Source organism: Mycobacterium sp. NGS18 (assembly GCF_059813185.1).
The window spans coordinates 176,103-189,159 of sequence record NZ_JCALEC010000003.1; the positions used below are offsets into that span (position 1 = coordinate 176,103).

The window sequence follows — 13,057 nt, forward strand, 5'->3', positions numbered from 1 at the left end:
ACATCCTCTCAGCTAGATCGGCACGATGTTGCTGATCAGCCACTTGCGGTCGATCTTGCGGAACTCGACCCGCAGTCGACTGCCCTCGTAATACTTCTCCTTGGACTTACCCGAGACTGTGCGGTTCACGAAGACCAGCACCGAACCGGTGGTCCGCTTGGCGTCCAGAGCGCCGACGCCCACGACGTCGACCTGGTTCACCAGCTGCTTCTCCCGGGCTTGCGGAATGATGTCGTTGATGGCCCGGGCCTCGAACTCCCGCCGGTAGTCGCTGGTGAACATCGGGTAGGTCTCGGTCAGGCTGCGTTCGACGGTGGTGTACTCGTAGCCGAGCACCTTGGGGATCTCGTCGGTCGTCAGCTTGGTCAACTCGGCGCGGGCCACCTGTTCGCCCCGCGACTCGACCCGGCTCCAATACAGCGATCCCGCGGTGGCGCCCAGCCCCACGAAGACCCCGAGGATCACGGCCAAAGCGGTGAGCCCCAACCAACGACGGGTCATCGGCTGCCGTCCGGCCACTTGAGGTCGTAGGCGGTCATATTGCCGTCGTCATCCTCGTGCACGATGATCCGCAGCGCGTACGGCTGCGACGGCTTGTTGACGCCCTCGACATCGGTGGCCGTCGCCCGCATGGCCACCAGCACCGAGGCGTTGCCGGCGACCTCGTCGACATTCTCCAGCGCCGCGGCGTTCACGACGGCCTCGGAGCTGTGCTTGGTCTCGCGCAGCAGCGCCTTGAGGTTCTCGGCGTTGGCGGCCATGGTGTCGCGCAGTGGGCCACTGGTGCCCTCCACGAAGCGGTTCACCTGGTCGTTGATGGTGTCCGGCGTGTAGGTGTACATATTCAGCACGGTCTGGACCGCGGTGTCGACGAACCGCTGGTCACGGCTGTCGGCCGCGGTGGCGTTCCGATGCTGCACCTGCAGCACGGCGACCAGCCCGCCCAGCACAATGCCGGCCGCCAGCACGGCGGCGCCGGCTACCTGGGCGGCCTTGCGTGCATTGGGCCGGCGCCGCGGGGGTGGTCCCGTCGGCCGGACCGTCGGCCCGGCGGCCCGGCCGGAAATCGGCACCCGTACCGCGACCGGTTCGGCGGGGTCCCCGGCCGGGCCGGCCGCCCGCGATGCCCGGCGGCGGCCCTTCGCCTCCTCCGGACCGGTCACGTCTGCCTCGGCTCGAGCATCAGGTCAGCCCAGTTCTCGGCGGGCAACCACTTGTCGGCGCCGGAGACGAACACTCCGGTGCCCCCCGCCGGGTCGACGAACTTTCCGGTGCGCTGGTCGTAGCTGCTGTAGGCGACCCCGTTGGCCTGCGCCTCGGCCGGCAACGGTCCCGGAGCGGGTGCGGGGGCCGGTCCCGGCGCCGGGTCCCGGTTGTAGGGCGGCAGGCCGCCGTTGCCGCCGGGATTGGTCGGCAGGTTCTGGTCCGGCGGGGCGTAGTAGGGCCACGGTGCCGGCGGGTTCGGACCGAGCTCATTCGGCGGGTACGGCAGCGGGTACGGCGGATTGGGCGCCGGCCCGGGCCCGGCGGGCACGCCCGGGGGCAGTGCGACCACCGGCGGGCCGGGGTCATAGTCGGCGTTCGGTGGGATGTAGGGGAACTTGTTCATCGGGTTGAGCATCCGCGGGTCGGTGATCGGGGTGTCGTAGGGCACCGGGGGCCCGCGCCAGGCGTTGCTGCCGATCGGGATGAACCCCTTCGGGTCGCGGCAGAGCTGAATGGTCGGGGCCCGCTTGCCCGGGTACTCCATGCACGGGTAGTTGCGCGCCCCGCGGACCGCGACCGCATCGTTCTGGGCCGCTTTGCAGTACAGCCCCTTGGGCAGCTCGCGCACCGTCTCGTCGGCCGGCGAACGCATCTCGGTGAACGGCAGGAACCCGACCGTGCACGGCGGCGGGTCGTGCATGTCGATCTTGAAATCGAGCTTGACGCCCTCCTCCATCGGCACGCCGCCGGCGACCGTGAGCAGTGCCGCCATCAGCGCCGGGAACACCACCAGCGCATGTTCGATCGAGTTGCGGTAGATCACCCCGACCCGTCCGAAGTTGGCCATGCTGGCCGCCAGCGTGGGGAATGATGCCCGGATTCCGCCGAACGTGGTGTTGGCCTCGTCGGCGACCGACGGCAGGACCTGCAGCACCTCCCGCAGCTGCGGGTCGGCGTTGCGCACCTCGGTGGTGACCGCGGCCAGCGACCGGCTGAGCTTCTTGATGTCGTCGCCGCTGCGGATCTGGGCGTCCAGAAACGGCTCGAACTGGTCGACCAGCTGGTAGGTCGCGTCGAAGTTGGCGTTGGCCTCGTCGACCAGCTGACGCGACGACGCGATCATCCGGGCCAGTTCCTGCCCCGATCCGTTGAACCCCTCGAACGCATTCCGCAACAGATCACGCAGCCGACTGTTGGCGACGCTGTTGACCAGCGTCTGGGCCTGATCGAGCATTCCGGCGATGTCCTGGCCGATCGCGGTGCGGTCCTGGCCGATCCTTGCGCCGTTGCGCAGCGGCCCGACGGCCGCAGCGTCTGCGGGCGGAACCAAGTCGATGTACTGCTCACCGATCGCGGACATGCTCTTGACGGTGGCAGTGACGTTGCCCGGAACCTTGGTGCCGCTGTTGAGCCGCATCAGGGCGTCGATCCCGTGGTCGGTGAGATTGACGCTTTCCACCCGGCCCACCGTGACGCCGCGGTAGGTGACGTTGGCACTCTTGTAGATTCCGCCACCGCCGATGAAATCGGCGGTCACCTTGTAGGTGCCGATACCCAGCCGGCTGGGCGCGTGCAGGTACAGGATCGAGATCGCGCCGACCGCGAGCACGGTGACCACGGCGAAGATCCCGAGTTGAATACGAACCAGACGAGTCAGCATCTCAGGTCAATCCCCGTAGTTGGCAGCGGTGCCGGGCGGGATCTTGAACGGGTCGGCGGCCTGTCCGGACAGGTTGGCCATCTGACCGATCAAGAAGTCGGGCGGGTTCAGGACGTCATGCATGTGCGGCATGTTCGGGTCGAAGGCGCCGGTGGTAAAGACCGACTCGCCGAACCGGCGCAGCGTCAAGTCGAAGGTGACGTAGACGTTGAGGAAGTCGCCACGCACCGCATTGCGCAGGTACATCGACGGGAACGGGAACGTCGGGATGAATGGGAACGCCGTCACCAGTTCGTTGGCGTTGTCGGCGAACGACTTGACGACGGGGTAGAGGCCCTTGATGTCGGCGGCGAAGTCCTCTTTGGTCTCGGACATGATCCGCGAGCCGACCGTCGCCAGCCGCTGCAGCGCCGCGAATGCGTCGACGATGTTGGCGCGGTTGTCATTGAGCACCGCCAGCGCTTCGGGCATGGTGTCCAGCGCGCGCGCCAGGCTGGGGGCGCTGCGGGCCAGGGTCGCCCCGACCCGGTTCAGACCGTCAGCGGCGGCGATGATGTCGTGGGCCTGGCGGTCCAGCGACGCCGTGAGCTCGGCCAGCCGGGGCAGCAGCCCCGCGAAGGTGCCGGCCCGTCCGGCGACCGCCGCGTACGCCTCCTCGGTGATGTCTTGCAGCGCACCGAGATTGCCCTGGTTGACCACCACACCCAGCGACGACAGCACTTCTTCGGTGCTGGGATAGCGCCCGGTCCGGCTGAGCGGGATCTGGTCGCCGGGGTTAAGCCGGCCGACCGGTGGCTCGTCGTGCGGTTCGGACAGGTCGATGTGCTGGGAGCCCAGCAGCGATGTCTGGGCGACCTTCGCGACGGCGTTGGCCGGCAGCACGACGTTGCCGTCCAACGACAACTTGACCGCCGCGTAGAAGCTGCCGTCTGGCTCCTGCACGGCCTGCAGCCCGGAGACGCTGCCTACGGTGACGTCGTCGACCATCACCGGCGAGTTCTGCGGCAACGTGGTCACATCCGGCAGTTGCACCGTGATGCTGTAGGAGCCCCGGCCGTGGCCGGCGGTGCCCGGCATGTTCAGCGAGTTCAGCCCGCCGTACTGGCAGCCGGACAGCACCAATGCCCCGGCGCCCAGGGCAGCGCCGCGCCGGACCAGAGACTTCACGCTCATCCGCCCTCCCGTGGTGCGCCGGCCCCGGGCTGCTGCGGGCCGGTCGGGCCGGGCGCCGCGCCCAGCTGTCCCGGCGCCGGCGGCAGGAACAGCGCGGCGACGTCATCGGTGCTCGGCGGCGTGACACCCGGCGCCGGCATCCATTTCAGGTTGGGCACCGGAGTCTGCGCCTTGGCCTCGGTGGCCGGGGTGTCGTAGATGATCTGGCCCTTGTAGGCGGTGATCGAGTTGATCGGGTGGAACAGGAACGGCACGAAGTTCATCGACCAGCGGCGCATGACCGGGCCCATCCGCTCCTTGCAGATCTCGGCCCGCTTGAAGTTGTCCGGCACCGAACCGATGTCGAAGACGCCGCCGCAGATGAACTGCACCGGGTTGGCGAAGTCCGGCAGCGACAGCAGACCGCTCAAGGTGCCCTGCGCCGGGTTGTAGATGTTGTAGAAGTTGGTCAGACCGTGCGGCGTGATGTGCAGCACCTGCTCGAAGTTCTCGCTCGAATCCGAGAGCATCTTGCTGAAGTCCGACAGCTTGTTGATCTGGGCGATCAACGCGTCGTTGTTGTCGTGCAGCAAGCCGCGCACGTCGCGCAGCGCATGGTTCAGGGTGCCCAGCGTGACGTCCAGGTCGGCCGAGCTGTCGGCCAGCACCGCCGACACCGCCGCCACATGGTCGGTGAACTGCACCAGCTGTTCATTGCTGCCCGACAGCGCGTCGACCAGCACCTGCAGGTTCTTGACGGTGCCGAACAGGTCGGTGCGCGAGTCGCCGAGCCGGCCGGCGGTCGCCGAGAGTTCGCGCAGTGCGCTGCGGAACGAGTCCCCGTTGCCGTCGAAGGTGTCGGCGGCCTGGTTGACGAACGCGCTCAGCGGCCCGTTGAGCTTGCCCGGCTCGGGGCCCAGTTGCGCGCTGAGCTGCGTCAGCTCCTTCTTGACCTCATCCCACTCGACCGGTACCGCGGTGCGGTTCTCGTCGAGCACCGCGCCGTCGGCCAGCTTCTCCCCGCCCGTATAGGCCGGCGCCAGCTGAATGACGCGCGCCGAGACGATGTTCGGCGCCATCAGCACCGCGTGCACGTCGGCCGGCAGCGGCACGTCGTTGTTCACCGTCATGGTGATCTTGACGTTCTCGGCGCGGGGTTCGATGGACTCGACCCGCCCCACCGGCACCCCGACCACCCGGACGTCGTCACCTGGGTACAGGCCCACCGCCGAGGCGAAGTAGCCGGTGATCCGGTAGCCGCGCTGTGCGGGCAGCACGACGTACACGCCGGCGACCAGAAGCGCGACGAGCACCCCGGCGAGAACAATGCGCGAGAGTCGTTGCGTCATGGCGACTTCGGCTTAATCCAGGTGCGGTCGGTGATCATGCCGCGCAGGTAGTCGGCCAGGCTGTCCGGGATCTTGCCGGGCTGGAAGTAGATGTCGAGCAGCACTTCCGACAGGGTGGGCGGCGGCAGACCGTACAGGTTGATCTGGAAGCCCGGACCCGAGGACACCACCTCGCCGAGCGTGGTGGCGTATCCGGGCAACCGGTCGAGCGCTCCGGCGATCCGGTCCTTGCGCTCGATCAGATTGTCCAGCACCAGGTTGAGCTTGTTGAGCGTCGGACCGATCTGCTGCTGGTTGTCGGTGACGACACCGGAAAGCTGTTGCGACACATCGTCGATGCCACCGATCAAGGCGCCGAGGGCCTGCCGGCGCTCGTCCAGCGCGGCGAAGAGCTGGTTCCCGTCGAGCACCAGGCGGTTGACCTGTCCGGCGCGCTGATTGAGCACCCCGGTGACCGACTTGGCGTGAGTCAGCAACTGGCCCAGCGCTTCGTCACGGCGGTTGATGCTGCGGGACAGCGCGGCCACCCCGTCCAGCGCCCCGCGCAACTGCGGGGTCGCCTCGCGCATCGAGTCGGTGAGCACACCCAGCGCCTCTTCGAATCGCGGCTTGTCCAGGTCGCGGACATTGCCCCCGAGATCTTGCAGCGCGTTGTTGAGCGTGTACGGCGCCCGGGTCCGGTCCAATGGGATCGTCGTGACCGAGCCCGCGCCGCCGGGTGTGACCGACAGTGCCTTCTCGCCCAGCACGGTGTCGGTGCGGATCGCGGCCAGCGATTGATCGCCTACCCGCACCTTGCGGTCGACGGTGAAGCTCACCTTGGCACTGGCCCCGTCCAGCGCGACCTTGGTCACCTTGCCGACCCGGATCCCGGACACCGTCACGTCGTTGCCGGGAATGATCCCCCCGGCGTCGGCGAAGTAGCCCTGGTAGGTCTTGCCCTGCGGATAGAACGGCAGGCTGGAGTAGCCGAACGAAACCAAGACCAGGCATGCGATCAGCGCGATGCCCAATGTGCCCGTGCGAACCGGGTTTACGCCGTCAATTCTTGACAGGAGAGCACCTCCCCTTGGTGGTGTCGGCCTGGCCACCCATCGGCAGGATGATGTCGCTGCCGGCCGGCCCGTTGAACTTCATCGAGACCGTGCAGTAGTTGATGTTGAAGAACGAGCCGTAGGCGCCGAGCGCGTTGAGCCGCAGGTAGTTCTCCTCCAGCGGGTCGATCACCGCGTTGAGTTCGTCCTTGCGTCTGTCCAGCACGGTGGCGAACGGCCGGACGTTCTCGATCACCCCTTGCAGCGGCCGACGGGTGCGGCGCAGCGTGTCGGTGAGGTCGTTCTCGACAGTTGCCAGCGGGCCGATCGCGCCGGCGATCGCGTCCTTGCCCTGGGCCAGACCACTGATGAGCTGCTGCAGCCGGTCGACGGTGGCGTCGAACTGCTCGCTCTTGTCGTCGACGGTGGTCAGCACCGTGTTGAGGTTGTTGATGACGTCGCCGATCAGCTGATCGCGGGAGGCCAGCGTCGTGGTGAACGAGCTGGTGCTGGCCAGCATCTGCGTCAGCGCGCCGCCCTGGCCCTGCAGCAGCTCGATGATCGCGTTGCTGATCTCGTTGATCTTGTTGCCGTCCAGGCCTTTGAACACTGGGCGCAGCCCGCCCAGCAGCGCATCCAGATCCAGTGCCGGCTGGGTGTGCTCCCGGTTGATGGTGCCGCCGGGCGGCAGCTTGCGCAGGTCGCCTGCGCCGGAAGCGATCTCCAGATACCGGTCGCCGACCAAGTTCTCGTACCGGATCAGTGCGCGGGTCGAGTCGTAGATCTGGTAGCGCTTGTCGACGTCGAAGGTGACGCTGACACTGTTGTCCCGGGTCAGCTCGACGCGTTTCACCGTGCCCACCGGGATGCCGGCGATCCGCACGTCCTCGCCGCCTTTGAGCCGGGACGCGCTGGCGAAATCGGCGTGGTAGGTGTGGTTGGACGCGAACCGGAATTCGCCGAACACCACTACCAGCCCGGCCGAGACCAGCAGCATCGCCGCGGTGAAGATGACGACCCTGATCAGCGTGCTTCGATGGCTCATCAGTACTCATCCCGTTCCGCGTAGGCGCCGTTGAAGAGGAACTGCGCGGTGGAGGGGGCGTCGAACTGTACTTCGGTGTTCGGCTGGAACGGGATATAGGCGTTGTCGGTCACCAGGAACGGCGACCGGAACCAGGATCCGCCGAACTGCTTGCTGGGGATGTCCGGAAGACCGCGACAGTTCGGGCCACCGCTCGCGTTGGCCACCGGCAGGCTCTCCGGATAGGTGTAGGCCGGCGCCCCCGGCAGGAAGTTGGAGTGCACGTACAGCGCCGGCTTGGTGCCACCCAGCGACGGGCCGAACTTCTCCAGCGACTGCTTGATTCCCTTGAACAGGCAGCCGAACTCCGGCGAGTAGTCGCCCAGGAGGGTGGCCATGGCGCGGAACCGCTGGATGCCGGCGATGAAGTCGTCGGCGGCCGGCGCGAAGGTGTCGTAGCCGTTGTTGGCCAGCCCGGTGGTGGCCAGCAGCGCCTTGTTCAGGTTGTCGCGCTGGTCGACCAGCGTCTTGCTGATGGTCGGGACGTTGTCGAAGGTCGCCGCCAGGTCCGGTGCCGCGTCCCCGTAGATGTTGCCCACAATCCCGGTCTTGGCAAAGCCCGTCTGCAGCTGCGGCAGTTTGGGATTGAACCTCTCCAGGTAGCCGTTCAGTCCGGACAGCAACGCGCCCAGGTTGTCGCCGTTGCCCCGCAGCCCTTCGCCCAGGGCGCTGATCGTCCCGTTGAGCTGTACCGGGTCGATCTTGTCGAGCACGTCGGTGAGCTTCTCGAACAGCGTGTTGACCTCGAGCTGCACGTCGGAGGCCTGCACGTTGGCGCCGGTGCGCAGTGCCTGGCCCGACGGCACCGGCGGCGGCACGAACTCCACCGACTTGGCCCCGAAGACGGTGTTGCTGGCGATGTGCACCGCGGCGTTCGAGGGGATGTAGGACATCGCCGAGCTGTCCATGGCCAGGATGAGCTTGGCCTGGTTGCCCTGGTACTTGATCGCCTTGACCTTGCCGACCTGGATGCCGCGGTACTTGACCTTGGCGTCCTGCTCCATCACCAGGCCGGCACGCGGCGAAGTGACGGTGACCTTGTCGGTGGGGGTGAACACCGAGGTATAGGACAGGTAGGTGAATACCGTGGCGGCAAGCAGGATGGCACCCAGGACTGCCGCAGCAATCCGCACCTGGGTACGACTCGATCCCGTGTTCACCTGATTCCCTTGCTATCCCGAGAGGTTGAAATTACCGGACCCGCCGTAGACGGCAAGTGAAACGAACAAGGTGATGACGACCACCACGACCAGCGACGTCCGCACCGCCTGGCCCACCGCGATGCCCACGCCGACCGGGCCGCCGGCCGCGTTGAAGCCGTAGTTGGTGTGCACCAGCATCACCGCGATCGACATGATGATGGCCTGCAGAAAGGACCACAGCAAGTCGGTCGGAATCAGGAAGGTGTCGAAGTAGTGGTCGTAGAGGCCGGGCGACTGGGAGTTGATGAACACCGTGGTGGAGCGGGCGGCGAAGAACGCCGCCAGCACCGACAGGGAGTACAGCGGGATGATCGCGATCAGGCCGGCCACCAACCGGGTGGACACCAGATAGGACACCGCATGCACCGCCATCGATTCGACGGCGTCGATCTCCTCGGCGACTCGCATGGCGCCGAGCTGCGCGGTGGTGCCGGCACCGATGGTGGCGGCTAGGGCGATCCCGGCGACCACCGGCGCCACGATCCGCACATTGAGGAACGCCGACAGGAAGCCGGTCAACGCCTCGATGCCGATGTTGCCCAGTGAGGAGAAACCCTGCACCGCGATCACGCCGCCGGAGGCCAGGGTCAAGAAGGTGGCCACCCCGACGGTGCCGCCGATGATCGCCAGCGCGCCGGTGCCCATGGTGATCTCGGCGATCAGCCGGACCGTCTCCTTGCGGTATTTGGTCAGCGCGTTCGGGACGTAGCGGATCGACTCGGCGTAAAACAGTGCCTGCTCGCCGAAGTTGTCGACGGCCTTGGGTGCCCAGCGGAACATCCGCTTGAACCGGAGCGTGGCGTCGTAGCTCATGTCACTTCACCAGCACCCGGACGCTGATCGCGGTCATGACGACGTTGATGACGAACAGGCAGATGAAGGCGTAGACGACGGTCTCGTTCACCGCGTTGCCGACACCCTGCGGACCGCCCTTGGCGGTCAGTCCGCGATAGCACCCGATCAGTCCGGCCGCGGTACCGAACAGCAGCGCCTTGATCTCGGCCATCACCAGCTCCCCGAGCCCGGTCAGCACGGTGAGCCCGTTGATGAACGCGCCCGGGTTCACCCCTTGCAGGAAGACGGAGAAGACGTAGCCACCGACCAGGCCGATCGCGCAGACCAGCCCGTTGAGCAGCAGCGCGACGAACGTCGATGCCAGCGCGCGGGGCACCACCAGCCGCTGGATCGGATCGATGCCCAGGACCCGCATCGCGTCGATCTCTTCGCGGATGGTTCGGGCGCCCAGGTCGGCGCAGATGGCGGTGGCACCGGCACCGGCCACCACCAGCACGGTGACCACGGGCCCCAGCTGGGTGATGGTGCCGAACGCGGTGCCGGCGCCGGACAGGTCGGCGGCGCCGATCTCGCGCAGCAGAATGTTGAGGGTGAACGCCACCAGCACGGTGAACGGGATGGCGACCAGCAGGGTCGGCACCAGCGAAACGCGGGCGATCATCCAGGTCTGGTCGAGGAACTCGCGGTACTGGAACGGCCGGCGGAACATGGCCCGGAAGGTGTCAATCGACATCTCGACGAATCCGCCCACGGCCCGGGCCGGAACCGTGAGCTGTTCGATCAAGGCTCGTCCTTCCCTAGGTCGGGGCTCCGGGGCTGCCGGTGGTCGCAAAACTGTATCCGGACAGGGCGTCCGACCGGCGTCGTTCGATCGATTCAGACGGCGCCTGGCGTGAGCCGGATCATACTAACTAGAACAAGTTCGCAGTGTCAAAGAACACTAGACTGCCTATTTGTCCTGGTCAGCCTAGTGTGTGCCAACCCTAGCTGAAACGCGTTCTAATCGGCGTCCATCAGCTCGGAGGCGGAGAACGTCCGGCGCGGATCCCGGCCGGAGAAGTAGTTCGCCAGCGTGTCCGACAACCCCGCCGGATCCCAAGCCTGACCTTCGGCGCTGAACTTTCGTTCCACCGTCGGCGCGGCCATCAGCGTCACTTCGGGTCCATAGACCACAAAAACCTGCCCGTTGACCGACGCCGACGCCGGGGACGCCAGGAACCGGACCAGGGTCACCACGTGCTCGGGCGACAGCGGGTCGATCTCGCCTTCGGCTACCTTCGCTTCACCGAACACATCGGCGGTCATCGCGGTGCGGGCCCGCGGGCAGATCGCGTTGGCGGTGACGCCGTAGCGGCTCAGCGCCCGGCTCGCCGACAGCGTCAGCGCGGTGATCCCCGCCTTGGCCGCGCCGTAGTTGGCCTGCCCGACCGGACCCATCAGGCCGGCCTCCGAGGAGGTGTTGACGATCCGGCCGTAGACGGTCCCGTCGGAATCCTTGGCCTTCTGGCGCCAATAGGCGGCCGCGTTACGGGTCAGCAGGAAGTGTCCGCGCAGGTGCACGGCGATCACGGCGTCGAAGTCATCGTCGGACATGTTGAACAGCATCCGGTCCCGGGTGATCCCGGCGTTGTTGACGACGATGCTCAGCCCGCCCAGGCCGTCGGCGGTGCTCACCAGGTCATCGGCGGTGGAGCGCTGGCTGATGTCACCGGCCACCGGAACGCCCTTGCCGCCGGCGGCGGCGATCTCGTCGATCACGTCGGAGGATTCCAGCGCCGGCGCAATGTCGTTGACGACCACGGTCGCACCGGAGCGGGCCAGCCCGATCGCCTCCGCCCGGCCCAACCCGGCGGCGGCGCCGGTCACCACGGCGACCTTTCCGGACAGATCGGCCGCGTTGTCGTTCGCACTCATGTACGCCACTCCTCCTCGTCGCCGGCGCGCTGCATCGTCGCCGGCGGTTATGAATACCTCTAGTTGCCTGTGGCTGGGAGGTTAGTCCTCGACCCGGCGCAGTGCGGCCCGCGGGCACTCGGCGATGGCCTGCATGGCATGGGCTTCGCGGTCGGCCGGGACTGGTGCCATCTTGACGACAGCCTGCTCGTCATCGTTCAGATCGAAGAGGTCGGGGTCGATTCCGACGCAAATCGCGTTGCCCTCGCAACGATCCAGATCCACCTCAACTCGCATGACATCTCCTGTAAAAACCCTGCGCCGGACGGACATTTCCGCCCGTCATTGTCCGCTACTGTCACCCTACGATCCAACAGCTCGCGCACGCATCGAGCTAGGGCCGTTGGACCCCGAGACTAGAACGTGTTACAACGGGCTGTCGCCACAGAATCCTATCGTGACACCGATCACCAGCGAAGGACTCCCCCGATGCAGATCAGCTACACGCCCGCCCAAGAAGAGCTGCGGGCCGAACTGCGGTCCTACTTCACCGGGCTGATGACCCCGGAGCGTCGTGAGGCCCTGAGTTCGACGCAGGGCGAGTACGGCACCGGCAACGTCTACCGCGAGACCGTCGCCCAGATGGGTAAGGACGGCTGGCTGACCCTGAGCTGGCCGACGGAGTACGGCGGCCAGGCGCGCTCGTCGATGGAACAGTTGATCTTCACCGACGAGGCCGCGATCGCCGGCGCCCCGGTGCCGTTTTTGACCATCAACAGCGTCGCGCCGACGATCATGGCGTTCGGCACCGAGGAGCAGAAGAAGTTCTTTCTGCCCAAGATTGCCGCCGGTGACCTGCATTTCGCGATCGGCTACTCCGAGCCGGGCGCCGGCACCGACCTGGCCTCGCTGCGCACCACCGCGGTCCGCGACGGCGACGACTACGTGATCAACGGCCAGAAGATGTGGACGTCGCTCATCGCCTATGCCGACTACGTGTGGCTGGCTGCTCGGACCAACCCGGAGGCCAAAAAACACCGCGGGATCTCGATGCTGATTGTTCCGACCACGGCCGAGGGCTTCTCCTGGACACCGGTGCACACCATGGCCGGCCCGGACACCAGCGCCACCTATTACCAGGACGTGCGGGTGCCGGTGACCAGCCTGGTCGGTGAGGAGAACGCGGGCTGGAAGCTGGTGACCAACCAGCTCAACCACGAGCGGGTTGCCTTGGTGTCGGCGCAGCCGATCTTCTTGGCGCTCGACGAGGTCCGCGACTGGGCGCAGAACACCAAAGACGCCCACGGCAACCGGATCATCGACTCGCAGTGGGTGCAGCTCAACCTGGCCCGGGTGCTCGCCAAGGCCGAGGTGCTCAAGCTCTACAACTGGGAGCTGGCATCCGCGACCGACGCTGCTCCCTCGCCGGCGGACGCCTCGGCGGCCAAGGTCTTCGGCACCGAGCTGGCCACCGAGGCCTACCGGCTGCTGATGGAGGTGCTCGGTACCGCGGCCACCGTGCGCCAGGACTCCCCCGGCGCGCTGCTGCGCGGCCGGGTCGAGCGGATGCACCGGGCGTGTTTGATCCTGACGTTCGGCGGCGGCACCAACGAGGTGCAGCGCGACATCATCGGCATGGTGGCCCTGGGCTTGCCCCGCAACCGCTGATCTGACACTCACAG

The 13,057-nt window shown here is 67.0% G+C and carries 13 protein-coding genes; 1 reads left to right on the plus strand and 12 read right to left on the minus strand.

What is annotated here, in order from left to right; genetic code table 11:
* Window positions 1–12: 12 nt before the first annotated feature.
* From AC5Y31_RS07245 to AC5Y31_RS07300, 12 genes are all read right to left on the minus strand, one after another.
* Window positions 13–501: a mammalian cell entry protein gene (locus AC5Y31_RS07245; RefSeq protein ID WP_499979254.1), complete on the minus strand. Its 489-nt coding sequence runs from the start codon at window positions 499–501 to the stop codon at window positions 13–15.
* The gene (locus tag AC5Y31_RS07250) at window positions 498–1,163 is read right to left on the minus strand and encodes an Rv1363c family protein (RefSeq protein ID WP_499979258.1); all 666 of its coding nucleotides are present in this window, start codon (window positions 1,161–1,163) and stop codon (window positions 498–500) included. The genes AC5Y31_RS07245 and AC5Y31_RS07250 overlap by 4 nt, the downstream gene beginning before the upstream one ends.
* Window positions 1,160–2,866: an MCE family protein gene (locus tag AC5Y31_RS07255; RefSeq protein ID WP_499979260.1), complete on the minus strand. Its 1,707-nt coding sequence runs from the start codon at window positions 2,864–2,866 to the stop codon at window positions 1,160–1,162. The genes AC5Y31_RS07250 and AC5Y31_RS07255 overlap by 4 nt, the downstream gene beginning before the upstream one ends.
* A gap of 6 nt (window positions 2,867–2,872) precedes the next feature.
* A complete protein-coding gene (locus tag AC5Y31_RS07260; RefSeq protein ID WP_499979263.1) occupies window positions 2,873–4,039 on the minus strand; it encodes an MCE family protein in 1,167 nt (388 codons plus the stop codon).
* Complete coding sequence (locus AC5Y31_RS07265) at window positions 4,036–5,367, minus strand: MCE family protein (protein WP_499979267.1); 1,332 nt, start codon at window positions 5,365–5,367, stop codon at window positions 4,036–4,038. Before AC5Y31_RS07265 ends, AC5Y31_RS07260 begins: the two co-directional genes overlap by 4 nt.
* Complete coding sequence (locus tag AC5Y31_RS07270; protein ID WP_499979716.1) at window positions 5,364–6,422, minus strand: MCE family protein; 1,059 nt, start codon at window positions 6,420–6,422, stop codon at window positions 5,364–5,366. The genes AC5Y31_RS07265 and AC5Y31_RS07270 overlap by 4 nt, the downstream gene beginning before the upstream one ends.
* Window positions 6,409–7,446: an MCE family protein gene (locus AC5Y31_RS07275; protein WP_499979269.1), complete on the minus strand. Its 1,038-nt coding sequence runs from the start codon at window positions 7,444–7,446 to the stop codon at window positions 6,409–6,411. The genes AC5Y31_RS07270 and AC5Y31_RS07275 overlap by 14 nt, the downstream gene beginning before the upstream one ends.
* Complete coding sequence (locus AC5Y31_RS07280) at window positions 7,446–8,618, minus strand: MCE family protein (protein ID WP_499979718.1); 1,173 nt, start codon at window positions 8,616–8,618, stop codon at window positions 7,446–7,448. The genes AC5Y31_RS07275 and AC5Y31_RS07280 overlap by 1 nt, the downstream gene beginning before the upstream one ends.
* A gap of 39 nt (window positions 8,619–8,657) precedes the next feature.
* The gene (locus AC5Y31_RS07285) at window positions 8,658–9,500 is read right to left on the minus strand and encodes an MlaE family ABC transporter permease (protein WP_065024264.1); all 843 of its coding nucleotides are present in this window, start codon (window positions 9,498–9,500) and stop codon (window positions 8,658–8,660) included.
* Between the two features lies 1 nt (window position 9,501).
* Window positions 9,502–10,266 carry an MlaE family ABC transporter permease gene (locus tag AC5Y31_RS07290; RefSeq protein WP_013830557.1) on the minus strand — a complete coding sequence of 255 codons (765 nt, stop codon included), beginning with the start codon at window positions 10,264–10,266 and terminating at the stop codon, window positions 9,502–9,504.
* A gap of 215 nt (window positions 10,267–10,481) precedes the next feature.
* A complete protein-coding gene (locus tag AC5Y31_RS07295; RefSeq protein WP_499979272.1) occupies window positions 10,482–11,396 on the minus strand; it encodes a 3-oxoacyl-ACP reductase in 915 nt (304 codons plus the stop codon).
* Between the two features lie 81 nt (window positions 11,397–11,477).
* Window positions 11,478–11,672, minus strand: coding sequence for a ferredoxin (locus AC5Y31_RS07300; RefSeq protein ID WP_064854212.1), 195 nt, complete (start codon window positions 11,670–11,672; stop codon window positions 11,478–11,480).
* A 192-nt stretch (window positions 11,673–11,864) separates the two neighbouring features.
* Between AC5Y31_RS07300 and AC5Y31_RS07305 the strand changes: the two genes are divergently transcribed.
* Window positions 11,865–13,043, plus strand: a complete 1,179-nt coding sequence (locus AC5Y31_RS07305; RefSeq protein WP_065024261.1) for an acyl-CoA dehydrogenase family protein — start codon at window positions 11,865–11,867, stop codon at window positions 13,041–13,043.
* The last annotated feature ends 14 nt before the right edge of the window (window positions 13,044–13,057 follow it).

Excerpts from the sequence above, each read along its gene's own strand:
- AC5Y31_RS07245 (WP_499979254.1), bottom strand. The coding sequence starts at position 501 with ATGACCCGTCGTTGGTTGGGGCTCACCGCTTTGGCCGTGATCCTCGGG.
- AC5Y31_RS07255 (WP_499979260.1), bottom strand. The coding sequence starts at position 2,866 with ATGCTGACTCGTCTGGTTCGTATTCAACTCGGGATCTTCGCCGTGGTC.
- AC5Y31_RS07260 (WP_499979263.1), bottom strand. The coding sequence starts at position 4,039 with ATGAGCGTGAAGTCTCTGGTCCGGCGCGGCGCTGCCCTGGGCGCCGGG.
- AC5Y31_RS07265 (WP_499979267.1), bottom strand. The coding sequence starts at position 5,367 with ATGACGCAACGACTCTCGCGCATTGTTCTCGCCGGGGTGCTCGTCGCG.
- AC5Y31_RS07275 (WP_499979269.1), bottom strand. The coding sequence starts at position 7,446 with ATGAGCCATCGAAGCACGCTGATCAGGGTCGTCATCTTCACCGCGGCG.
- AC5Y31_RS07285 (WP_065024264.1), bottom strand. The coding sequence starts at position 9,500 with ATGAGCTACGACGCCACGCTCCGGTTCAAGCGGATGTTCCGCTGGGCA.
- AC5Y31_RS07295 (WP_499979272.1), bottom strand. The coding sequence starts at position 11,396 with ATGAGTGCGAACGACAACGCGGCCGATCTGTCCGGAAAGGTCGCCGTG.
- AC5Y31_RS07300 (WP_064854212.1), bottom strand. The coding sequence starts at position 11,672 with ATGCGAGTTGAGGTGGATCTGGATCGTTGCGAGGGCAACGCGATTTGC.
- AC5Y31_RS07305 (WP_065024261.1), top strand. The coding sequence starts at position 11,865 with ATGCAGATCAGCTACACGCCCGCCCAAGAAGAGCTGCGGGCCGAACTG.